General features: G+C 64.7%; 25 protein-coding genes. 20 read left to right on the forward strand and 5 right to left on the reverse strand.

The features are described from left to right. The first annotated feature begins 241 nt into the window (after positions 1-241). Positions 242-412 carry a hypothetical protein gene (locus tag ACSQ3I_RS24225; protein WP_436003218.1) on the forward strand — a complete coding sequence of 57 codons (171 nt, stop codon included), beginning with the start codon at positions 242-244 and terminating at the stop codon, positions 410-412. A gap of 120 nt (positions 413-532) precedes the next feature. Here ACSQ3I_RS24225 and ACSQ3I_RS24230 read toward each other — a convergent pair whose 3' ends face one another. The 3 genes from ACSQ3I_RS24230 to ACSQ3I_RS24240 all read right to left on the reverse strand — a co-directional run bounded on the left by ACSQ3I_RS24230 (position 533) and on the right by ACSQ3I_RS24240 (position 4,114). Beyond that, entirely contained in the window at positions 533-1,081 is a 549-nt protein-coding gene (locus ACSQ3I_RS24230; RefSeq protein WP_436003220.1) for a DUF1254 domain-containing protein, read from the reverse strand. Next, positions 1,074-1,664, reverse strand: a complete 591-nt coding sequence (locus ACSQ3I_RS24235) for a DUF1214 domain-containing protein (protein ID WP_436003222.1) — start codon at positions 1,662-1,664, stop codon at positions 1,074-1,076. Before ACSQ3I_RS24235 ends, ACSQ3I_RS24230 begins: the two co-directional genes overlap by 8 nt. 296 nt (positions 1,665-1,960) lie before the next feature. Beyond that, complete coding sequence (locus ACSQ3I_RS24240) at positions 1,961-4,114, reverse strand: transglycosylase domain-containing protein (RefSeq protein WP_436003224.1); 2,154 nt, start codon at positions 4,112-4,114, stop codon at positions 1,961-1,963. Positions 4,115-4,308: 194 nt separating this feature from the next. Here ACSQ3I_RS24240 and ACSQ3I_RS24245 point away from each other — a divergent pair, with 194 nt between their 5' ends. From ACSQ3I_RS24245 to ACSQ3I_RS24260, 4 genes are all read left to right on the forward strand, one after another. Continuing rightward, on the forward strand, positions 4,309-4,776 hold the full coding sequence (locus ACSQ3I_RS24245) for a YcgN family cysteine cluster protein (RefSeq protein WP_436003226.1): 468 nt from the start codon (positions 4,309-4,311) through the stop codon (positions 4,774-4,776). Then, positions 4,773-5,396: a LysE family translocator gene (locus ACSQ3I_RS24250; RefSeq protein WP_436003228.1), complete on the forward strand. Its 624-nt coding sequence runs from the start codon at positions 4,773-4,775 to the stop codon at positions 5,394-5,396. Before ACSQ3I_RS24245 ends, ACSQ3I_RS24250 begins: the two co-directional genes overlap by 4 nt. A 149-nt stretch (positions 5,397-5,545) precedes the next feature. Next, positions 5,546-6,139, forward strand: coding sequence for a hypothetical protein (locus ACSQ3I_RS24255; protein ID WP_436003230.1), 594 nt, complete (start codon positions 5,546-5,548; stop codon positions 6,137-6,139). Next, positions 6,123-7,637: a DNA-packaging protein gene (locus tag ACSQ3I_RS24260; RefSeq protein WP_436003232.1), complete on the forward strand. Its 1,515-nt coding sequence runs from the start codon at positions 6,123-6,125 to the stop codon at positions 7,635-7,637. Before ACSQ3I_RS24255 ends, ACSQ3I_RS24260 begins: the two co-directional genes overlap by 17 nt. Positions 7,638-7,650: 13 nt before the next feature. Here ACSQ3I_RS24260 and ACSQ3I_RS24265 read toward each other — a convergent pair whose 3' ends face one another. Beyond that, positions 7,651-7,773 carry a hypothetical protein gene (locus ACSQ3I_RS24265; protein ID WP_280954505.1) on the reverse strand — a complete coding sequence of 41 codons (123 nt, stop codon included), beginning with the start codon at positions 7,771-7,773 and terminating at the stop codon, positions 7,651-7,653. A gap of 264 nt (positions 7,774-8,037) precedes the next feature. Between ACSQ3I_RS24265 and ACSQ3I_RS24270 the strand changes: the two genes are divergently transcribed. From ACSQ3I_RS24270 to ACSQ3I_RS24320, 11 genes are all read left to right on the forward strand, one after another. After that, positions 8,038-8,661, forward strand: coding sequence for a hypothetical protein (locus ACSQ3I_RS24270; RefSeq protein ID WP_436003372.1), 624 nt, complete (start codon positions 8,038-8,040; stop codon positions 8,659-8,661). Positions 8,662-8,749: 88 nt separating this feature from the next. Further along, positions 8,750-9,061: a Dabb family protein gene (locus tag ACSQ3I_RS24275; protein ID WP_109456693.1), complete on the forward strand. Its 312-nt coding sequence runs from the start codon at positions 8,750-8,752 to the stop codon at positions 9,059-9,061. Between the two features lie 85 nt (positions 9,062-9,146). After that, positions 9,147-10,301 carry a phage portal protein gene (locus ACSQ3I_RS24280; RefSeq protein WP_436003234.1) on the forward strand — a complete coding sequence of 385 codons (1,155 nt, stop codon included), beginning with the start codon at positions 9,147-9,149 and terminating at the stop codon, positions 10,299-10,301. A gap of 51 nt (positions 10,302-10,352) precedes the next feature. Then, positions 10,353-10,613, forward strand: a complete 261-nt coding sequence (locus ACSQ3I_RS24285) for a CopG family ribbon-helix-helix protein (RefSeq protein ID WP_436003236.1) — start codon at positions 10,353-10,355, stop codon at positions 10,611-10,613. Then, a complete protein-coding gene (locus ACSQ3I_RS24290) occupies positions 10,610-10,918 on the forward strand; it encodes a type II toxin-antitoxin system RelE/ParE family toxin (protein ID WP_436003238.1) in 309 nt (102 codons plus the stop codon). The genes ACSQ3I_RS24285 and ACSQ3I_RS24290 overlap by 4 nt, the downstream gene beginning before the upstream one ends. Positions 10,919-11,133: 215 nt before the next feature. Continuing rightward, a complete protein-coding gene (locus ACSQ3I_RS24295; protein ID WP_436003240.1) occupies positions 11,134-11,454 on the forward strand; it encodes a DUF6107 family protein in 321 nt (106 codons plus the stop codon). A 76-nt stretch (positions 11,455-11,530) separates the two neighbouring features. After that, positions 11,531-12,094: an HK97 family phage prohead protease gene (locus ACSQ3I_RS24300; protein WP_436003242.1), complete on the forward strand. Its 564-nt coding sequence runs from the start codon at positions 11,531-11,533 to the stop codon at positions 12,092-12,094. Positions 12,095-12,114: 20 nt separating this feature from the next. Then, positions 12,115-13,368 carry a phage major capsid protein gene (locus tag ACSQ3I_RS24305; RefSeq protein ID WP_436003244.1) on the forward strand — a complete coding sequence of 418 codons (1,254 nt, stop codon included), beginning with the start codon at positions 12,115-12,117 and terminating at the stop codon, positions 13,366-13,368. Positions 13,369-13,619: 251 nt separating this feature from the next. Beyond that, positions 13,620-14,189 carry a head-tail connector protein gene (locus ACSQ3I_RS24310; protein ID WP_436003246.1) on the forward strand — a complete coding sequence of 190 codons (570 nt, stop codon included), beginning with the start codon at positions 13,620-13,622 and terminating at the stop codon, positions 14,187-14,189. Between the two features lie 2 nt (positions 14,190-14,191). After that, positions 14,192-14,527, forward strand: coding sequence for a phage head closure protein (locus ACSQ3I_RS24315; RefSeq protein WP_436003248.1), 336 nt, complete (start codon positions 14,192-14,194; stop codon positions 14,525-14,527). Beyond that, positions 14,524-14,922, forward strand: a complete 399-nt coding sequence (locus ACSQ3I_RS24320) for a DUF3168 domain-containing protein (RefSeq protein WP_436003250.1) — start codon at positions 14,524-14,526, stop codon at positions 14,920-14,922. The genes ACSQ3I_RS24315 and ACSQ3I_RS24320 overlap by 4 nt, the downstream gene beginning before the upstream one ends. Before the next feature lie 3 nt (positions 14,923-14,925). Here ACSQ3I_RS24320 and ACSQ3I_RS24325 read toward each other — a convergent pair whose 3' ends face one another. Continuing rightward, positions 14,926-16,125, reverse strand: coding sequence for an MFS transporter (locus tag ACSQ3I_RS24325; RefSeq protein WP_436003252.1), 1,200 nt, complete (start codon positions 16,123-16,125; stop codon positions 14,926-14,928). A 117-nt stretch (positions 16,126-16,242) separates the two neighbouring features. Between ACSQ3I_RS24325 and ACSQ3I_RS24330 the strand changes: the two genes are divergently transcribed. The 4 genes from ACSQ3I_RS24330 to ACSQ3I_RS24345 are packed head-to-tail and all read left to right on the forward strand — an operon-like array spanning position 16,243 to position 17,828. Then, entirely contained in the window at positions 16,243-16,650 is a 408-nt protein-coding gene (locus ACSQ3I_RS24330) for a phage major tail protein, TP901-1 family (RefSeq protein ID WP_436003374.1), read from the forward strand. After that, complete coding sequence (locus ACSQ3I_RS24335) at positions 16,650-17,021, forward strand: gene transfer agent family protein (RefSeq protein ID WP_436003254.1); 372 nt, start codon at positions 16,650-16,652, stop codon at positions 17,019-17,021. Before ACSQ3I_RS24330 ends, ACSQ3I_RS24335 begins: the two co-directional genes overlap by 1 nt. Further along, positions 17,018-17,260, forward strand: coding sequence for a rcc01693 family protein (locus ACSQ3I_RS24340; protein ID WP_436003256.1), 243 nt, complete (start codon positions 17,018-17,020; stop codon positions 17,258-17,260). Before ACSQ3I_RS24335 ends, ACSQ3I_RS24340 begins: the two co-directional genes overlap by 4 nt. Then, a complete protein-coding gene (locus tag ACSQ3I_RS24345) occupies positions 17,247-17,828 on the forward strand; it encodes a phage tail tape measure protein (protein ID WP_436003258.1) in 582 nt (193 codons plus the stop codon). The genes ACSQ3I_RS24340 and ACSQ3I_RS24345 overlap by 14 nt, the downstream gene beginning before the upstream one ends. Positions 17,829-18,012: the final 184 nt, after the last annotated feature.

Consider the following 18,012-nt stretch of genomic DNA (forward strand, 5'->3'; position numbering starts at 1 on the left):
AAGGCTTCGTTAACCGGCCGCATAGATCAATGGTATTGCAAGCGACAGGCATCGGTCCGCGAACCTGTCCCGTGCGAAACAGCAGATCCGCCGCGTTCATGAGAAAACATGAGCAGACCGGATGTGTGAGAAAGGTGCTGATGGCTTCGGGATTTGCCGGAGATGCACTGGCCCGCTTAAGGGCAGGGTGAAATCTATACCCTCTTCATCCGTCTCAGACTTCGAACCTTTGGAGATGAGAATGGCAGATGTAGTACGCATATGGGACAGGCTCGAACGCCTGCCGCGACAACCGCAGACGAAAAAATTCGACGCGCAGATCCTGCTGTTTACCGGTGTCCGGTATGAGCGTCGCGATTTCGCCGTCACCACGCCGGACGCAAAGAGCGCACAACCGGTGAACCAGCACTGAGGTCGTGCCGGCGCATGCCGGTGGCGACGGGGCATTTCCGTTTTCTGCTGAATACGGCAAGGCTCTGACTGTTCTGAAATTCCGGACGCAAAACCGCTCCGCACTTTTGCTGGAATTGCTCTAGCGGCCGGTGAAATCCTGGCAGCTTGCCTCTTGCAGGAAGGCCTGGGCGGCCTGATCGAAGCTCTTGCGCGGTGCGAGCGTGCGCACCACGGCGTAACCGTCCGGTCTCGACATTTCGACCAGGATCGATTGTGCCAATTGCTCCGGCAGCGCCTTGCGCAGCGCCGTGAGCTGGATCGGCGAGGCGATGACGACATCCAGCCCGCCGCCGACCGACGTCCGGTCGTTCATGCTGAAAATCTCGTTCGAGGCACTGTCGAAGATGGCGAGCGACCAGAAGGGTACGCTGCCGCGCGCCTGGAGCCTGAGCGGTACGGTGTCGACATCGAAGCTGCAGACCGCGACATGCATGAACGGATCGGCGACCGACAGGCCGGCCTTGTCCGGCTGCGCCGCGAGCAGGTGGAAACGATTGAGGTCCCCGCGCGCCAAAATGCGCGTATAGGCATCGAGGCCGGTGAAATGCGGCAGAGACAGGATGATGATCAGGTGCAGCAGCACTGCGCCCACCAATCCGACGACGATGGCGAGCAGGATCTTAAGCATCGCCGCATCCGAGCAGGCTGACCCGGGGCATGGACAGGTCGATGAGGCCGGAGCTGCCGGCGGTCGGTGTGTCGAGCAGCGTCAGCGTCAGGCGGAAAGGCACGTTGCCGGAGGGCAGCGGCAGCCAGTTTCCGGCCTGCGCCCTGGCGGAGACGGTGATCGTAAAACTGCTGTCGGTTTCGCGCACCACCGTCCAGGAATTCAGGCCGGCGGGCAGTTCGGGGTTGACGCCAAAAGGCTGGCCGGCGGTATTGCCGGCATAAAGCGTCCACAGGCGCGCATGCGGCGTCTGGCCGGACACGGCATAGCTGCAGCCGCTGACAAGCCTGCCGCCGACATCGTCCACAGACGCGGTGAAGGCGAGGCCCTCGGCATTGCCGTAGAGAAGGTTGCCGGCGCGGGCGCGGTGGGATTTGGCGTAGGGATCGGCCGCATCCGTTTGTGCATCCGGAAAGGCTTCCCACGCGCCAAGCCGGATCGCCCCGAAGCCGGTCGTCACGTTCAGCGCGTAAAGCGTTGAAACGATGCCGCCGCCGAAAGCAATGCTGAGTGCGAGCGCAATGAGGAGGGGAACCCGGAACACGTCTATGGCAAGCCTTTGATCACATGGGTTCGAGGGTTAGCATTGATTCTGCCGGGGGGAAATGGGCAGGGTGTGCCAGAATGGGGCTTTCGCATATGGCGCGACGTCGCCTCTTCCCCCTTCTCCCCTTGGGGAGAAGGTGCCGGCAGGCGGATGAGGGGGCGAGACACGGCGAAACCTTCACTTGTGGCACCCCCTCATCCCGCTGCCGCGACCTTCTCCCCGGGGGGAGAAGGGGGCAGGCGGCGCCCTCTCGTTACAGGACGGTATCGGCGGCGCTTGCGCCGGCCGTCGCCTCACTCGGCGCTTGCCACCTTCTGGATGCCGAGCGGCGGGGCCTTTTTCAGCTTGTCGCCGACGTCGCGCAGCAGGCGGGTGACGTCGATGGAGAGCGAGCGGGGGCGGATGAGCGGTGGCAGGCCGGTTTCGGAGCCTTTTTCGGTGGTTTTCGCCACCAGGGCCGGGCCGACATGGTCGCCGCTCGGGAAGGGGTTTTCGATGCCGGGAATGGCTTTCAGTTCGATGCCCTGGTGGGCGTAGTCCATCAGTCGCTTGAAGGTCATCGCCGGCAGCGAGCCGCCGGTCATGTTGTTCGTCGAGGTATAATCGTCGTTGCCGAACCAGACGGCGCAGGTGTAGTTGCCGGTAAAGCCGACGAACCAGGCGTCGCGATAGGCCTGTGTCGTGCCGGTCTTGCCGGCGGTGACGATGCCGCCGTCGAGCGCCGCCTTGCGGGCGGTGCCGGAAACCGGGATCTGCGCCAGCATGTAGTTCATCGATGCGGTGGCCTGCTCCGACAGGACGCGGCGCGGCGCCGGCTCGTCGCGGTCGAAATCGTAGAGGATGCGGCCGTCATAGCTGATGATCTGGCTGAGGCCGTGGCGGCGCGATTGCAGGCCGCCGGCGGGGAAGACGGAGTAGCCGGTCGCCTGGTCGAGCACGGTGAGTTCGGATGTACCGAGCGGAATGGTCTTGTCGGATCGGATCGGTGTTTCGACGCCGAAATCCTTGGTGGTCTTGACGATGGTGTCGATGCCGAGCACGTCCTTGGCAAGCCGGACGGGGACGGTGTTGATCGATTTCGCCAGCGCTACCGCCAGGGTGACCCGGCCGGCATAGGAGCGGCCGTAATTCTGCGGCGACCAGCCGCGCCAGGAGATCGGTCCGTCCGAGACGACCGTCTGCGGCGTCATGCCTTTTTCCATCGCCGCCGCGTAGGTATAGACCTTGAAGGAGGAGCCCGGCTGGCGTAGCGCCTTGGTGGCGCGGTTGAACTGGCTTTCGCCATAGTCGCGGCCGCCGACCATGGCGCGCACGGCGCCGCCGTTCTCGATCATGACGAGGGCGCCCTGCTTGACGCGGTAGGGTTCGCCGAACTCGCGCAGGCTGGTCTCGACCGAATCTTCCGCCGCCTTCTGTAAGCCCATGTCGATGGTGGTGCGCACCACGAGGGAATGTTCGGGGAAGCGGGTGGACAGACGCTGCACCTCGTCGAAGGCCCAGTCGAGGAAGAAATCCGGTGCCTCGATCTCGTTGCGGTCGATGACGGTGGCCGGGTTGCGGCGGGCGGCGATCACCTGGCCTTCGGTCATCATGCCGCTCTGCACCAGGTTGCTCAGGACCTCGTTGGCGCGGGCGCGGGCGGCCGGCAGGTTGACGTGCGGGGCGTATTTCGCCGGTGCCTTGAACAGGCCGGCGAGGATGGCCGCTTCGGCGAGATCGACCTCGGTAATCGATTTGCCGAAATAGAACTGCGCCGCCGCTGCCGCGCCAAAAGTGCCGCCGCCCATATAGGCGCGGTCGAGATAGGTGCGCAGGATTTCCGTCTTGGAGAGGTTGGCTTCCAGCCACAGGGCGAGGAAGGCCTCCTTGATCTTGCGCTCGAGCGAACGTTCGTTGGTGAGGAACAGGTTCTTGGCAAGCTGCTGCGTCAGGGTCGAGCCGCCCTGCACGACGCCGCCGGCGCGGGCATTCTCGCTCATGGCGCGGGCGAGACCGAAGAAATCGATGCCGAAATGATCGAAGAAACGGCGGTCCTCGGTGGCCAGCACCGCCTTGACGAAATAGTCCGGCAGGTCGGCGACGGCGACGGAATCCTCGTGGATGATGCCGCGGTGGCCGATGACGTTGCCGTAACGATCGAGGAAGGTGACGGCGAAATCGCCGTGGTTGCGCCAGTCGTCCTTGGTTTCCTCGAAGGCGGGCTGGGCAAGCGTCAGCATCACCACGGCGCCGGCGGTGCCGAGGGTGGCGGCCTCGCCGACGATTTCGAACACCGCTCGTTTCCAGCCGCGGACGCGAAAACGGCGGAAGAAGATGGTGACGTCTTCCCAGATCTCGGCAAAGCGGAAACCGGCGTTCCAGACGGTCGAATCGATCCAGGAATCGATGCGCAACAGGAGATGGCGCTTCCTGCGGGGGCGGTTTTCGGGGGAGAAAGGGTCCTGCACCTGAATTCAAATTCCCGCTGAATGGCGCTTCAGCCTTGACGTGGCCACATCGAGCCGCCAGAGCATGAAGCCGTACCGATACGCTCGTTTGGTTAAAGAACCGATATGGGGCAATTTTTGGTCGATTTGCTGGAAAAGAACAAGGCGGTGCCGGCGGAATTTCAAACCGCGGTCGACCGGTATGGAAAGATACGATGACGGACGGCGAGCCCTTCTGGAAAAACAAGAGCCTGGACCAGATGAACCAGGCGGAATGGGAAAGCCTCTGCGACGGCTGCGGGCTCTGTTGTCTCAACAAGCTGGAGGACTGGGACACCGGCGAAGTGGTGTTCACCTCGGTTGCCTGCCGGCTGCTCGACGGCGAGAGCTGTCGGTGCTCGGACTACCCGAACCGCCAGGCGACTGTGCCTGATTGCATCCAGCTGACGCCGAAAAGCGTGCGCGAGATCACCTGGCTGCCGCCGACCTGCGGCTACCGGCTGGTGCGCGACGGCGAGGACCTCTACTGGTGGCACCCGCTGGTGTCGGGCGATCCGGAGACGGTGCACCAGGCGGGCATTTCCGCCCAGGGGCGGACGGTGAGCGAAGACGAGGTGGATGTCGAGGATTTCGAGGATTATGTCGTCGAATGGCCGCTGACGGTGGGTGAGGGTCGGGGATGATCGAGGGGCTGCCGCCCGAGCTCTGGGCCTTCGTGCTGGCATCCTTTCTCATCGAACTGACGCCGGGGCCGAACATGACCTGGCTGGCGATGCTGGCCGTCGTGGAAGGGCGACTGCGGGGGTATGCCGCCGTTGCCGGCATCGGCTTGGGGCTGGGATTACTGGGGGCGGCTGCCGCCATCGGCCTTGCCGAACTGGTGCAGGCGTCCGCCGTGCTATACCAGACGCTGCGCTGGGCGGGCGTCGCCTTTCTGCTCTACCTTGCTTATGACGGGTGGCGCGGGGAGCCGGCAGTCGGGCCGCAGGATCTTACGGTCAATCTGCGCCGCGCCTTTCTGCGCGGGCTGACGACCAATCTGCTCAATCCCAAGGCGGCGATCTTCTACATCGCCGTGCTGCCGACCTTCGTCGCCCCCGGGCCGCCGCCGGGTGGGCAGATCGCGACGCTGACGGCGGCCTATGTCGTGGTCGCGACGCTGGTGCATGCCGCCATCGTCACCCTGTGCGGCACCTTCACCAGCCTTGTCGACAAGGGTGGGCGTGAGACGATGGTGCGACGGGTGCTTTCCATCTGTCTGGCGCTGGTGGCGCTGTGGTTTGCCTGGACGACGGCAAAATGAGAAAATAGGAAAATAATCCTTGACGCCGTGACGGTGGTTTGATAGGGTTCAGGCATAGTCGGAAAGTTGCGGCCGGATGGGGCGCAGCGGACCGGGAACGAAGCGGCGGCGCGAAAGCGCGGGCCGCTTTTTTGTTGCGGGTGGGTGGCATGGCGACGGTTGCGGAATTCGATGCCGGTCTGTTCGGGGCCTGGGCGGCGGTGGCGGTTTATGACGGCCGGTCGGCGGCGGAGCGCGAGGCGGGCGACAGCCTGCAGGCGGCGGCGCAGCGGGTGGTTCTGGAGGTGAAATCGCGCGAGGATGTCGGCGAAGACCTGCGGCTGCTGCTCAACGACATGACCCGCGAGATGCGGGCGCAGTTCGATTATTTTCGCGAGCTTCGCGGTGCTGCCGAACGGCTGACGGACGGTGCGGCCGACGAGGCGGCGGCGAAGGCGGCGCGGGCGGATGTCAAGGCAGCGACGGATGCGATGTCGCTGATCGTGCGCACGCTGGAAAAGATCGATGCGCTGCAGCGGCAGCTTGCGCAGGATCGGGCGATGGAGGCGGAGCGCCATGTCGATGCGGCCGGGCTGGCGGATGCCAGGACTTATTTCCTGTCTCTCATCGACAGCCGCGCCGCCGAGGAAGCCGGACGGCGTTTTGAACAGTTCAAGCGCGACTGGCTTGCAGCGCGTGCTCCGCCCGGAACCATTGACCGCGGCGGGCAACCGCAAGAGCCGGCGGATGCTGGAGGCGGTTGAGCGTCGGGCTGGCGAGGCGTTGCAACGGCATGCGGGCGAGATGGCGGTGATCGGCGACAGACGCAAGGTTTTGAAGCCGCTGGCCACGGCTGCCGCAACGGCGGTTTTGGCTGGACGGCAGGTGATGGCAGAGACGGAGCGCGAGAACCTGGTGCAGGACGATCGTTCGGCAGTCGGTGCTTTGTTGGAAATGCCGGGTGACGGGCTGGAGGGGCATGGCGGTCGGGCCGGTCCCGGGTTTCCCGCCGTGCTTTCCGGCTTCCGGCCCGACCTTGCTCTCCAGCTGTCGCATGAATGGTGTTTTCAGGGGCGCCGCGAGCAGCAGGCGCCGGGAGGCGACTGGCGCAATTGGCTGATCCTTGGCGGACGCGGTTCCGGCAAGACGCGGGCAGGGGCCGAATGGGTGCATGGGTTGGCGACGGGCCATCCCCTGGCGGGTGAATTGCGGATTGCGCTGGTGGCGGAAACGCTGGGCGATGCCCGCGAGGTGATGATCGACGGGGTTTCCGGCATCTGCCGGATTGCGCGGCGGCTGCGGCCGGCCTTTGAGGCGTCGCGGCGGCGGCTCGTCTGGCCGAACGGGGCGATGGCGCAGATTTTTTCTTCCGAGGACCCGGAGAGCTTGCGTGGGCCGCAATTTCATTTCGCCTGGTGCGATGAACTGGCCAAGTGGAAATACGGGCAGGAAACCTGGGACATGCTGCAGTTCGGCCTCAGGCTCGGCGACCGGCCGCGGCAGCTGATCACCACCACGCCGCGGCCGGTGCCGCTGTTGAAGGCGCTGATGGGCGATGCCGAGACGGTGCTGACGCGGATGAGCACGCTTGCCAACCGCGACAACCTGGCGCCGGGTTTCATGCAGGCGCTGGAAAGCCGTTATGGCGGCACACGGCTCGGGCGGCAGGAACTCGACGGGGAACTGATCGAGGACCGCGAGGACGGCTTGTGGAAACGCGAGGCGATCGAGGCGGTGACCATCCGGTTTGCCGGGATGTTGCGGCGCATCGTCGTGGCGGTGGACCCGCCGGCTTCGGCAGGGCCGCAGTCCTGCTGCGGTATCGTTGTGGCCGGCCTCGACGCTTCCGGGCGGGCGGTGGTGCTGGCGGATTGTTCGGTGGAGGGGGCGAGCCCGGCGGGCTGGGCGCAGGCGGTGGTGAAGGCCTATCGCCGTTTTGATGCCGACCGGGTGGTCGCGGAAATTAACCAAGGCGGCGACATGGTGGCGGCGATGCTGAAAAGCATCGATGCCGGCCTGCCGGTGACATCCGTGCGGGCGACGCGCGGCAAATTTTTGCGGGCGGAGCCGGTTGCGGCACTCTATGAGCAGGGGCGGGTTGCCCATGCCGGGCGGTTTTCGGCGCTCGAGGACCAGATGTGCGATTTCGGTCCGGAAGGGCTATCTTCGGGACGTTCGCCTGACCGGCTGGATGCTTTGGTCTGGGCGTTGACGGCCTTGATGCTGGAAGGACAGGGCGAGCCACGGGTTCGCCCTGTTTGAGGACAGAAGGAAATCAGCGATTGCCGGTCGGCTGGGGCGCATTGTCGCGCATCTGCCGCCATTCGGATTCGAGACGGTCGAGCACATGCTGCGGGATTGGCTGCGGGGCCTTGCTGATCGGGGCGGGGGTCTGCATGATTTCTGATCTCCTCGTGGGCAAAAGAGCATTTCCGCTTTCTCCAAATCGCGAAAATGCTCCATTGTTTTCACGCAATTCCGGATACAAAACCGCTGCGCAGTTTTGCTGGAATTGCATTGGCGCGGTAACAACGCCGGCTGCGGCTCTTGGTTCCACAGGGTTCACGAAAAGTAAATTACCCCTCTAACTGGTTAAAACGATTTAGTTTTCTAAAATCGATTGAATTTCACAGAAGCTTTGGCGGCCCTGGCAAGGAGGGGTATCAGGATGGCGATCGACCGGCGTTTTTTCTTCGATAAAGTTCGTGCAGCACCGTTTGGCGGAGCGCTGAAACAGCCGCAGGTGGACGGCATGACGGCGATTCTCGACCGGTGGGAACGGACCATGGCGGCGGACGACGAGCGCTGGCTCGCCTATGTGCTGGCGACGGTTTATCACGAGACGGCGCGGACGATGCAGCCGGTGCGCGAGACGCTGGCCGACAGCGATGGAAAGGCGGTGGCGATCCTGGAGGATGCTTTTGCCAAGGGGCGGCTTTCCTGGGTGAAGACGCCTTACTGGCGGCCGGACGAGGACGGCAAGAGCTGGCTGGGGCGCGGTTTCGTGCAGCTGACCCATCGGCGGAACTATGCGGCGATGGCAGAAATCACCGGTATCGACCTGGTGGCCGCGCCGGAGCGGGCGATGGAGATGGAGGCGGCGCTGACCATCCTGTTCGAAGGCATGCGGCGTGGCTCCTTCACCGGGCACAAGCTTGCGGATTATTTCAACACGGCGACGGAAGACTGGGCCGGGGCGCGCAGAATCGTCAACGGCATGGACCGGGCGGAGCAGATCGGCGGCTACGGCACCCTGTTCTACACGGCGTTGCGTGGTGATCGATGATACGCGACCGGGCATGAGGCAGTGCGACGCGTTGAACGACGGGCGCGGGCATGGTAACCGCGGCGCATCACATCGCAAGGAGCCTGCCATGATCCGTCACATCGTCTTCTTCACCGCTCGCAGCGACGAAGACCGCGCGGCGATAGAGGCGGGGCTTTCCCTGCTGACGGTCATTCCGCATGCGCTGACGCTGGAGGTCGGCACCAATGTGAAGAAGGACCAGCTCGGCAACGAGGTGGACTTCGTCGTCTACGGCGAGTTCGCCGACGAGGCGGCGCTGGCGGCCTACAAGGCGCATCCCAACTACCAGATTTCCATCGACCGGGTGCGGCCGATCCGCGAACTGCGCATGGCGGCGGATTACGACGCCGACAAGGCGGTGCGGCGGGTGATTGGTTGATGGTCTTTCGTCGCTGAGCGGCAATACAGGCTCGCTTTCGGGCGGTTTGTGCCAATAGACGTTTAACCGAACGGGATATCCGAACATGAACATCCGATCTTTCCTGCCGTGGCGGCGCCCGGCGGGCCGTGAGCGCGTGGGTGAAAGCAAGGCGACGGCATTGGCGGCGTTTGCGGCCGAGGGGCGGGCGCAGTGGACGGGGCGGTCTTATGGCGCCTTGGCGCGTGAGGGGTTCATGAAGAACCCTGTGGCGCATCGGGCGGTGCGGATGATCGCCGAGGCGGCGGCGGCCGTGCCGTGGTTGTTGTATGAGGGCGAGGCGGAGGTCTTGGGGCATCCGATGCGCGATCTCGTCGCCAGGCCGAACGGGCGGATGGGCGGGCCGGATTTTTTCGAGGCGCTGTATGGGCACCTGCTTTTGTCCGGCAATGCCTATGTGGCGCCTTCGGTGGTGGGGGAGGCGGTGCGGGAACTGCATCTGCTGCGGCCGGACCGGGTGAGCCTTGTCGAAGGGGTGGATGGCTGGCCGGTCGCTTATGATTACCGGGCAGGCGGGCGGGGGCGGCGGTTTGCCGTCGATGGCGATGGGGTGTCGCTGCTGCACCTGAAATTGTTTCATCCGCTCGACGATCATCTCGGTTTTCCGCCGCTGGCGGCGGCGCAGGTGGCGCTCGACCTGCACAATGCGGCAGCAACCTGGAACAAGGCGCTGCTCGACAACTCCGCCCGGCCTTCCGGGGCGCTGGTCTACCAGCCGAAGGAGGGCGGCAATCTTTCCGCCGACCAATATGAGCGGCTGAAGCTGGAGCTGGAGGAGGGATATACCGGCGCGGTACGCGCCGGGCGGCCGATGCTGCTGGAAGGTGGGCTCGACTGGAAATCGATGGGGCTTTCGCCGAAGGACATGGATTTCATCGAGGCGCGCAACGGCGCGGCCCGCGATATCGCGCTCGCCTTCGGGGTGCCGCCGATGTTGCTCGGCATTCCGGGCGACAATACTTATGCCAACTACCAGGAGGCCAACCGGGCTTTTTATCGGTTGACGGTGTTGCCGCTGATCCAGCGCACGGCGGCGAGTTTTTCCGGATGGCTGGCGCCGGTCTTTGGGGATGGTCTGCGTTTCGAGCCGGATCTCGACCGGATCGCCGGGCTTGCGGTGGAGCGCGATGCGCTGTGGAGCCGCATCGGGGCGGCGGCGTTCTTGACCGAGGAGGAGAAGCGGCAGGCGGTGGGATATTGAGGTAGCGCGCAATTTGTAATACGGTGTATTACAAAGATGGAGTGCCCAAAAATGTCCAAGCCTGTTCTTTCCGATCCGATCACCCTGCGGCTGCCGGTGGATATTCTCGCCGATATCGAGACGATTGCCGAGGCGAGCGAGCGGACGCGCAGCTGGGTGATCGTGCGGGCGTTGAAGTATTATCTGATGGCGGAGGGGGCCGAAGTTCTGAGTATCCGGCGTGGTCAGGAGGACATCGAAGCTGGCCGCAGCATGGATGCGGAGGACCTAATAGCCGAGCTTGTCGATCGCGACCGTGAGGACGCTGCTTGAAAAAGGTTCGCATTTCGGATGAGGCGGTACGCTATATCCGAAAGGAGAAGGATTATCTTGTGCTGCTCAATCCTCGTGCTTCCCTGGCTTTTACAATTCAGGTACGCAAGGCGCTCCGGCTGCTGGCCGAACATCCGTTTGCCGGCTCCACCGTCGCTCCAGTAAAGGGTGTGCGACGACTGGTTTCGGCGCCCTATCATTTTGACTATGTCGTTGAAGGCGATACGGTTTTTATCGTCTCCGTGCTGCATGCGCGGCAGGGACCTGCGGAGTTGGAGAAGGATGACGACGACAGCTTTGACTAAGCTGTTGTCTGGACAGCCCCCAAGGTGGGCTATAGCCGGAATCGGAATGTGAAGCCGCTCACTCAACCTGTGAAGTCGATGACTCAACCTTTGAAGATTTTGCCGCAAGGGATTCGGAAGATTCCGAAAAACGGTATTCTTCAAGTGGTTTGAGAAGACGCCGGGCCTCTCCTGGAGGCGGGATTTCCATCACTCTATCCGAAAGTGCTTAACAAATGGCTGAGTTCGGGAACGATCCGGGGCTCTGGGCGGCGCGGGCCGTCGGGGCGTCCGCCGGGGCGGCGGTGTCGCTTGTCTATCTGCTGCCGAAAAGCCGGCGGGAGGCTGCGGGGCGGTTCTTTACCGGGCTGGCCTGCGGGATGATCTTCGGCGGGCCGGCGGGTGTCTGGCTTGCCGACCGGCTGGAGGTGGCGACAAGCCTCTCGGCTTTCGAGACGATGCTGGCAGGTTCGGCGGCGGCCAGCCTGATGGCCTGGTGGGCACTCGGCATTCTGGCACGCTTGGCGGAACGCTACGGCGCGCCGCGGGAGCCGTAAGGCAACCCCGCCTGACGTGAGGCCCGCCGGCGCGAAGCTGGCCGGCGAAAAATTTCCGATCATTCAGGAGACTTCCATGAGGAACGTTTTTCGCGGGCCGCGACCCGTGACGACCCGTTTTGCCAATCTGGCGCTGAAAGGCGTCAGCGGCGACGGGGTCTTTTCCGGTTATGCCAGCATCTTCGGCGAGATCGATCTCGGTAAGGATGCGATCGAGCGCGGAGCTTTTGCCCGTTCGCTCGTCGAGCGCGGCGCCAAGGGGGTGCGCATGCTGTTCCAGCATGATCCTGCCGAGCCGATCGGCACGTGGACTGTCATCCGCGAGGATACGCGCGGGCTTTATGTCGAGGGGATGCTGTCAGGCGGTGTGGCGCGTGCCCGCGAGGTGCACCAGCTGATGAAGAACGGCGCGCTCGACGGGCTGTCGATCGGCTTCCAGACGGTGAAGGCGCGCACCGATGCCAAGACTGGCGTGCGCCGCATTCTCGAAGCCGATCTCTGGGAAATCTCGGTCGTCACCTTTCCGATGCTGCCATCGGCGCGGGTGTCGAACGTGAAGAATGCGCGGTGGTTCCGCGACAAGGAAACGGAACTCGTCCGCAGCATGCGGCGGGCGGCCCGGATGATGTTCAACATTTAACGCAAGACAAGGATGGGTTCATGACCGACATGGCAAAGACCGCGGCGCCGGAAATCAAGGCGGTGCCCGAAAACCTCGACGCCGCCTTCGACGATTTCATGGAGGCGTTCGAGGCCTTCAAGGATGTCAACGACCGGCGTCTCGACGAGATCGAGCGCAAGCTGACCGCCGACGTGGTGACGCGCGACAAGATGGACCGCATCAACCGCGCCATGGACGAGCAGAAGAAAGCGCTCGACCAACTGGTGCTGAAAAAGGCGCGGCCGGCGCTGGGGCGTCCGGACGGTCATGGGCCGGAGGCGGCCGAACACAAGGCGGCCTTCGATGCCTATATCCGCCGCGGCGACGAAGCAGGCTTGCGCGAACTGGAGGCCAAGGCCTTTTCCGCCGGCACGGGTGCGGATGGCGGATATCTGGTGCCGCCGGAAACCGATACGGAGATCGGCCGCAGGCTTTCCGTTGCCTCGCCGATCCGGTCGCTGGCGACGGTGCGGCAGGTCTCTGGCGCGGTGCTGAAGAAGCCGTTCTCGCTGACCGGGCTGACGTCGGGCTGGGTGGCGGAGACGGCCTCGCGGCCGCAGACGGCGACGCCGCAGCTTTCCGAACTCTCCTTCCCGACCATGGAGCTTTACGCCATGCCGGCGGCGACGCAGGCGCTGCTCGACGATGCGGCGGTCGATATCGAGGCGTGGATTTCGGGCGAAGTGGACATTGTCTTCGCCGAGCAGGAGGGCACGGCCTTTACCACCGGCGACGGCACCAACAAGCCGAAGGGTATCCTGTCCTATACGACGGTTGCCGAGGCGAGCTGGAGCTGGGGCAATATTGGTTACATCGCCTCCGGTGCGGCGGGTGCTTTCAAATCCACCGGGCCGTCCGATGCGCTGATCGATACGATCTATGCGGTGAAGGCGGGGCATCGGCAGAACGCCCACTTCTTGATGAACCGCAAGACGCAGGGCGAGATCCGCAAGTTCAAGGATGCCGACGGCAACTATCTGTGGCGCCCGCCGGCATCGGCCGGTCAGCCTGCGTCGCTGATGGGCTTTCCCATCGCTGAGGCCGAGGACATGCCGGATATCGGGGCGAATTCGTTCTCGATCGCTTTCGGCGATTTCCGCGCGGGGTATCTGGTCGTCGATCGGACCGGGGTGCGGGTGTTGCGCGATCCTTATTCAGCAAAACCCTATGTACTGTTCTACACCACCAAGCGCGTCGGCGGCGGGGTGCAGAATTTCGAGGCGATCAAGCTGGTGAAGTTTGCGGTGAGCTGAGGCGGGGCCTGACCTCGCCTCAGCCCTGCCAGGCGCGCAGCGGCAGATATGAAATAAGAGGTTGCCATTTGCTTCCTTCTCCCCGGCGGGGAGAAGGTCGCGGCAGCGGGATGAGGGGGGGCACGAGGGAAGGCCCTGCCGTGCCTCGCCCCCTCATCCGACCCTTCGGGCCACCTTCTCCCCGCGGGGGAGAAGGGGAGAGGCGATGTTGCGCATGCCTCGGAAAATCATCTCGTCGATTGGAGATATCTATGACCTATGCCCTGATTGCTCCGCCGCTGGCGGAGCCGGTGACGCTTGCTGAGGTCAAGGCGCATCTGCGTCTTGATGGCGATGACGAGGACGGGTTGCTGGCAGCGCTGGTTAAAGTGGCGCGCGAGCATCTGGAGCGTTGCACCGGGCTTTTGATGCTGAGCCAGACATGGCGGCTTTATCTTGACGCGTGGCCGGCCTGCGGGGTGATTCAGATTGCCAGGGGGCCGGTGCAATCGATTGAAACCGTTGTGGTTTATGACGAGGGTGGCGCTACGGTGGATGTGCCGCTCGACGGGCATGTGCTGGATGGCGGGGGGCGGCCGGCGCGGCTTTTGTTGAATCAGTTTGTGAAGACGGCGCGGGCGGTGAACGGCATCGAGATCGATTTCGTTGCCGGTTTCGGCGATGCGGCGGTGGCGGTGCCGGATACGTTGCGGCGGGCGATGCTGCTGCATGTGGCGCATATGTTTGCCTATCGCGGCGTGGTGCCGCCGGATAACCAGCCGGCTTCGGTGCCGGCGGGGTATGATTTGCTGGTGGCGCCTTATCTGCTGCGGAGGCTTTGACCATGCCGGTGAGTTTTCTCGATCCGGGTCAATTTTCGGCACGGCTGGAACTGGAGGCGCCGGTGACGGTGGCCGATGGTCAAGGCGGTGCGGAGGTGAGTTATCAGGGCGTGGCTGCCTTCTGGGCGTTGATCGAACCAGCAGGCCATGTGGTGCGCGAGGCGGCGGGTGCAGAAACGGCGACGTTGACGCATCGCGTCTGGATGCGTTTTCGCACAGGTGTGGCGGCGGGTATGCGGCTTCGCAAGGGAGCGCGGTTTTTTGCCGTCAGGGCGGTGATCGATCCCGACGAGACGCGGCGTTATCTCGTCTGTCATTGCGAGGAGGAAGGATTATGACGGCGGCCAATGCCTTGCTGCAGGCGGTGACGGCGCGGCTTCTGGGGGATGCGGATCTGGTGGAGCTGATCGGTGCGGATGGCATTCATGACCGGCTGCTGACGCGTATTCCGATGCCCTATGTGGTGATCGCCGGCTTGCAGAGCGATGATTTTTCCACCTCGACGGAGGCCGGCGAAGAGCATCTGCTGACCTTGGAGATCTGGTCGTCGGGACAGGGGCAGCGGGAGGCGCAGGTGATTGCCGGCCACGTGCACCGGCTGTTGCATGATGCGGCGCTTTCGCTTGTCGGGGCGGTGCTGGTGAGCCTGCTGCACCGTTCGACGCGGGCGCGGCGGGTGCAGAAAACCCGGGCGCATGGGGTCGAGATGGTGTTTCGGGCGGTCACCGAATGAGGGTCACGCCTTGCGGCCGCGGATGAAAATGGCGAGCAGGATCACGAAGAACAGCGAGAGCGCCGCGAGCAGCGAGGCGGTGACGAGCAAAGTGGACAGGCCGGCGCGGTCGAGGATGCTGGTGAAGATCACCGGGGCGGCGGCGCTGGCCAGATTCTGCGGCAGCGACAGGCGGGCGGATTGCAGGCCGAAATCGCGCGGGCTGAATACGGCGAGCGGCAGCAGCGCGCGGGCGACGGTGACGACGCCGGAGCCGAAACCGTAGAGCACCACGAAGGCAAGTAACATGGAGCCGGAGCCATTGGCGACCAGTAGCAGCATGAAACTTGTCAGGATGAGGCCGATGCCGAGGGTGGCGCTGATCAGCGGGCTGCCGCGGGGGCCGAGCAGCATGTCGACGAAGCGGGCGGATATGCCCATGACGCCCCGCAACGAGCCGAGTTGCAGGGCGAGCGCGGGTGCCGCGCCCGAAAGGGCAAAGATATGCAAGAGCGACGGCGACAGGCCGTAGGTGACCAGGGTGGCGAGCATGGTCGAGGCGGCGATCAGCGAGAAGGCGTAGATCCGGCCGCGGGGTGTCAGCACCAGCGGGGCACGCTCGGTGGTTTCCGTGCGCTCAGTGGAAACGACCGGACGCGGCAGGGCGAAAAGATGCAGCGGCAGGCACACCAGCAGATGCACCGATGCCGTCAGCACGAAGGTGGACCGCCAGCCGATCAGCGATTGCAACCAGTCGAGCAGTGGCCAGAACGTCGCGCTCGACAGGCCGGTGAACAGCATGAGGATGGCGATGACGCGGCCGGAACGCAGGCCTTCGCGTTCGACGACGGCGGTGTAGGCCGGCGCCGAAAGCCCGAGTGCGCCGCCGAGGCCGATGACGCACCAGGCGGCGATGTAGAGAACCAGGCCGTGCGACGCTGCGAGCAGCAGCAGGCCGGCGGCAAACACCACGGAGCCGGCGGCCAGCACTTTTGAGGCGCCGTAGCGATCGAGCAGGCGGCCGGTCTTCGGGCCGGCGAGCGCGCTGATCAGCATCATGATCGACAGGCCGAGAAAGACGACTTCGTTGGCCAGGCCAAGTTCGGGGGCGATGACGCGGCCGAGTACGCCGAGCATGTCGAAGGTCGTGCCCCAGCCGACAAGCTGGGTGACGGCGAGGACGGCGACGGTTTGGGCCGCGCGGCGGGTTTCGGGTTTCGACATCGGGGAGCGGTTCGCGGAGGGCTGACCGGCGCTCCTAGCATGGATTGGCGGTTTGGGGGAATGCGCGGCCGGGCGATTTGCCTGTGCTGCGGTGGGAATTTGCGCAAGGAGCGGATGATGGTGGCACAGAAGGGCAAGGACCTGCTTTTGAAGGTCCACAACGGCAGCGGTTATGTGACGGTTGCCGGACTGCGGTCGAAGCGGCTGGGTTTTAATGCGGAGACGGTCGATATCACCGATGCGGAAAGCGCCGGGCGCTGGCGGGAACTGCTGGCCGGGGCGGGTGTGCAGCGCGCCGCGCTTTCCGGTGGCGGGATTTTCAAGGACCAGGCGTCCGATGCGGTGGTGCGGACGGCATTTTTCGATGGGACGATCCTGACCTGGCAGGTGGTCATTCCCGATTTCGGCACCGTGACCGGGCCGTTCCAGATCGCCGCATTGGAATATGCCGGGCAGCACAATGGCGAGGTGCAGTTCGAATTGGCGCTGGAATCGGCCGGCGCGCTCGCTTTCGGGGTGGCTTGATGATGGGGCGCGGCACGGACGGGCGAGCGAACCGCCATCGCGGCGAAGTCGAGGCGGTCATCGATGGGGAGCGGCGGATTCTCTGCCTGACGCTGGGGGCGCTGGCGGAGCTGGAGACCGCATTTGCCGCCGACGATCTCGGGGCGCTTGGGGCGCGGTTTGCCAATGGGCGGCTCAGGGCGGCGGACATGATCCGCATTATCGGGGCGGGTCTACGTGGTGGCGGCAACGTGTTTTCGGACGAGGACGTGGCAGGGGCCGGCATCGAGGGGGGCATCACCGGTTCGGCGACCATTGTTCGTGATCTGTTGGCGGCGACGTTTTTGGGAAGCGAGGGTGGTACGCGCCCTCCGGTGCCGCAGCAGGCGTGAGCGCGGGTGCGGCGGCGCGTCCCTTTCCCTGGGACGAGGCGCTGCATGCAGGGTTTTGCCTGTTGCGGCTGGAGCCGCGGGTTTTCTGGACGATGACGCCGCGCGAATTCCATGCCGCCCTCGGCGGCTTGCGGGGGCGTGGGCAGGGGCTGCGGCGGGAAACGCTTGAGGCGTTGATGGAGGCGTTTCCGGATGGTGACGGGGCAGGAAGCGAGAGGCGGGATCATGGAAGAGGATGAAGACACCCTGGCCGGCATGACGGAGCAGGCGGCGGCGCTCAAAGAGGTGCTGACCGATCTCGAAGGGCGGTCGCGGGCCTTCGGCTCGGTGTTGACGGGCGCCTTGCGTTCGGCGGCAAGCGGTAGCCGTAGCTTGGAAGATGTGCTGCGCACGGTGGGCACGCGGCTTGCCGATATCGCGCTTTCCGTCGGCATGAAGCCACTGGAAGGGTTGATCGGGCAGGCGGTGGGCGGGCTGGCGGGACAGCTGGGTTCGGTTTTCGCTTTTGCCGATGGCGGCGTGCCGGGGCGGGTGACGGCGTTTGCCGATGGCGGGGTGGTGGCGGAGCCGACCTACTTTGCCATGGGCGGCGGACGCGGGCTGATGGGCGAGGCAGGCGCCGAGGCGATCCTGCCGCTGAAGCGCGGCAGCGATGGCGCTTTGGGCGTGGCGATGCAGGGCGGGGCTGGGGCGCCGCAGGTGGTGTTCAACGTGACGACGCCGGATGCGGCGAGCTTTCGCAAGAGTGAGGGGCAGCTTTCGGCGATGCTGGCGCGGACGGTGGGGCGCGGGCAGCGGGGGCTTTGAGGGGTGGGTGAGCAGGGCGGGATGAAGGGGGCCGCCTGCCTCCTTTTCCCTATGGGGAGGAGGTCGTGGCAGCAGGATGAGGGGGTGCCACGAGGGAAAGTTCTGCCGTGTTTCACCCCCTCATCCGACCCTTCGGGCCACCTTCTCCCCGCCGGGGAGAAGGGGAAACGGCACGCTTGCCGTT

Source organism: Rhizobium sp. LjRoot30, from assembly GCF_964253915.1.
GTDB lineage: Bacteria > Pseudomonadota > Alphaproteobacteria > Rhizobiales > Rhizobiaceae > Metarhizobium.

What these genes read in the sequence shown, in the direction of transcription:
- ACSQ3I_RS24260 (WP_436003232.1), top strand. Translation starts at nt 6,123, where the DNA reads ATGCTGGAGGCGGTTGAGCGTCGGGCTGGCGAGGCGTTGCAACGGCAT.
- ACSQ3I_RS24315 (WP_436003248.1), top strand. Translation starts at nt 14,192, where the DNA reads ATGCCGGTGAGTTTTCTCGATCCGGGTCAATTTTCGGCACGGCTGGAA.
- ACSQ3I_RS24305 (WP_436003244.1), top strand. Translation starts at nt 12,115, where the DNA reads ATGACCGACATGGCAAAGACCGCGGCGCCGGAAATCAAGGCGGTGCCC.
- ACSQ3I_RS24320 (WP_436003250.1), top strand. Translation starts at nt 14,524, where the DNA reads ATGACGGCGGCCAATGCCTTGCTGCAGGCGGTGACGGCGCGGCTTCTG.
- ACSQ3I_RS24225 (WP_436003218.1), top strand. Translation starts at nt 242, where the DNA reads ATGGCAGATGTAGTACGCATATGGGACAGGCTCGAACGCCTGCCGCGA.
- ACSQ3I_RS24230 (WP_436003220.1), bottom strand. Translation starts at nt 1,081, where the DNA reads ATGCTTAAGATCCTGCTCGCCATCGTCGTCGGATTGGTGGGCGCAGTG.
- ACSQ3I_RS24280 (WP_436003234.1), top strand. Translation starts at nt 9,147, where the DNA reads ATGAACATCCGATCTTTCCTGCCGTGGCGGCGCCCGGCGGGCCGTGAG.
- ACSQ3I_RS24300 (WP_436003242.1), top strand. Translation starts at nt 11,531, where the DNA reads ATGAGGAACGTTTTTCGCGGGCCGCGACCCGTGACGACCCGTTTTGCC.
- ACSQ3I_RS24325 (WP_436003252.1), bottom strand. Translation starts at nt 16,125, where the DNA reads ATGTCGAAACCCGAAACCCGCCGCGCGGCCCAAACCGTCGCCGTCCTC.
- ACSQ3I_RS24255 (WP_436003230.1), top strand. Translation starts at nt 5,546, where the DNA reads ATGGCGACGGTTGCGGAATTCGATGCCGGTCTGTTCGGGGCCTGGGCG.
- ACSQ3I_RS24310 (WP_436003246.1), top strand. Translation starts at nt 13,620, where the DNA reads ATGACCTATGCCCTGATTGCTCCGCCGCTGGCGGAGCCGGTGACGCTT.
- ACSQ3I_RS24245 (WP_436003226.1), top strand. Translation starts at nt 4,309, where the DNA reads ATGACGGACGGCGAGCCCTTCTGGAAAAACAAGAGCCTGGACCAGATG.
- ACSQ3I_RS24330 (WP_436003374.1), top strand. Translation starts at nt 16,243, where the DNA reads ATGGTGGCACAGAAGGGCAAGGACCTGCTTTTGAAGGTCCACAACGGC.
- ACSQ3I_RS24250 (WP_436003228.1), top strand. Translation starts at nt 4,773, where the DNA reads ATGATCGAGGGGCTGCCGCCCGAGCTCTGGGCCTTCGTGCTGGCATCC.
- ACSQ3I_RS24345 (WP_436003258.1), top strand. Translation starts at nt 17,247, where the DNA reads ATGGAAGAGGATGAAGACACCCTGGCCGGCATGACGGAGCAGGCGGCG.
- ACSQ3I_RS24295 (WP_436003240.1), top strand. Translation starts at nt 11,134, where the DNA reads ATGGCTGAGTTCGGGAACGATCCGGGGCTCTGGGCGGCGCGGGCCGTC.
- ACSQ3I_RS24335 (WP_436003254.1), top strand. Translation starts at nt 16,650, where the DNA reads ATGATGGGGCGCGGCACGGACGGGCGAGCGAACCGCCATCGCGGCGAA.
- ACSQ3I_RS24285 (WP_436003236.1), top strand. Translation starts at nt 10,353, where the DNA reads ATGTCCAAGCCTGTTCTTTCCGATCCGATCACCCTGCGGCTGCCGGTG.
- ACSQ3I_RS24275 (WP_109456693.1), top strand. Translation starts at nt 8,750, where the DNA reads ATGATCCGTCACATCGTCTTCTTCACCGCTCGCAGCGACGAAGACCGC.
- ACSQ3I_RS24265 (WP_280954505.1), bottom strand. Translation starts at nt 7,773, where the DNA reads ATGCAGACCCCCGCCCCGATCAGCAAGGCCCCGCAGCCAATCCCGCAG.